General features: G+C 57.3%; 1 protein-coding gene and 1 pseudogene. Both read left to right on the top strand.

The annotated features are described in order from the left end of the window. Nucleotides 1-150: pseudogene (locus HMPREF3039_RS14585) on the top strand (beta-glucanase); the annotation flags it as partial. 41 nt (nt 151-191) lie between these two features. Then, the coding region (locus HMPREF3039_RS04165; protein ID WP_067951956.1) for a glycoside hydrolase family 43 protein at nt 192-1224 on the top strand (1033 nt) is incomplete at its 3' end.

Here is a 1224-nt window from a genome sequence, read left to right as displayed (position 1 = left end):
CAGGGCAAGCCCGGCAAATTCATCTTCATGGCGGACATCTGGCGGCCCAAGAATGCCATCGACGGACGCTACCTGTGGCTGCCCATCCAGTTTGACGGCGATCAGATCAAGCTGGAATGGAAAGACGAATGGAAATTGGAAGACCTGTAAGAACGCGAATCCGCAACCTGTCTCAAAACTATTTCAAGAATATGAAGAAAACACTTTCAACCGCCTTTTTCTCCATCTGCCTGTTTTGCGGCACGGCCGCTCTTTCCGTGGCGGACACCCCCGTCAAGCACACTTCCTTCAAGCCCGGAGAAATCTGGACGGACAACAACGGCGTTCACATCAACGCCCACGGCGGCGGCATCCTCTACGACAAGGGGACCTACTACTGGTACGGAGAACACAAGGTGGAGGGCGACGCGGGCAATTACGCCCAGGTGGGCGTCCACTGCTATTCCTCCAAGGACCTGTACAACTGGAAGGACGAGGGAATCGCCCTGAAAGTGGTGGAAGGGGACAATTCCCATCCCATCGCCAAGGGGTGCATCCTGGAACGCCCCAAAGTGGTTTACAACAAGAAGACCAAAAAGTACGTGATGTGGTTCCACCTGGAACTCAAGGGGAAAGGCTACGGAGCCGCGTACGCGGGAGTGGCTACGGCCACCAAGCCTACCGGGCCGTTCACGTTCCTGAAGGCCGGACGCGTCAATCCGGGCAAATGGCCTGCGAACATGGACAAGAAGGACCAGACCATGAAAACCTTCAAGGGGGTGCCCGCTCTTACTTCCAGCGCCCTGCCGGAAGGAGTCCGCTCCGAGGACATGTTCAAGAAGGATTTTGAAAAAGGCCAAATGAGCCGGGACATGACCATTTTTGTGGACGACGACGGCAAGGCCTACCACATTTATTCCTCCGAGGAAAACAGCACCACGCACATTGCGGAGCTCACGCCGGACTACACCGGGCACACGGGCAAATTCGTACGCGTCTTCCCGGGACGTTTCATGGAAGCCCCCGCCATCTTCAAGCACAAGGGCAAATACTACTTCATCGCTTCCGGCTGTACGGGCTGGGCGCCCAACGCCGCCCGCAGCGCCGTGGCCAAGCACATTGCCGGCCCGTGGACGGAACTCAAGAATCCCTGCGTAGGACCGAAGGCAGGCATCACCTTCGGCGGCCAAAGCACTTATGTTCTGCCCGTTCAGGGCAAGCCCGGCAAATTCATCTTCATGGCGG

It is taken from the genome of Akkermansia sp. KLE1798 (assembly GCF_001580195.1).
Taxonomy (GTDB): Bacteria; Verrucomicrobiota; Verrucomicrobiia; order Verrucomicrobiales; family Akkermansiaceae; genus Akkermansia; species Akkermansia biwaensis.
Note: the sequence above shows the minus strand (reverse complement) of the source record. Positions and strands in the feature narration are given on the sequence as shown.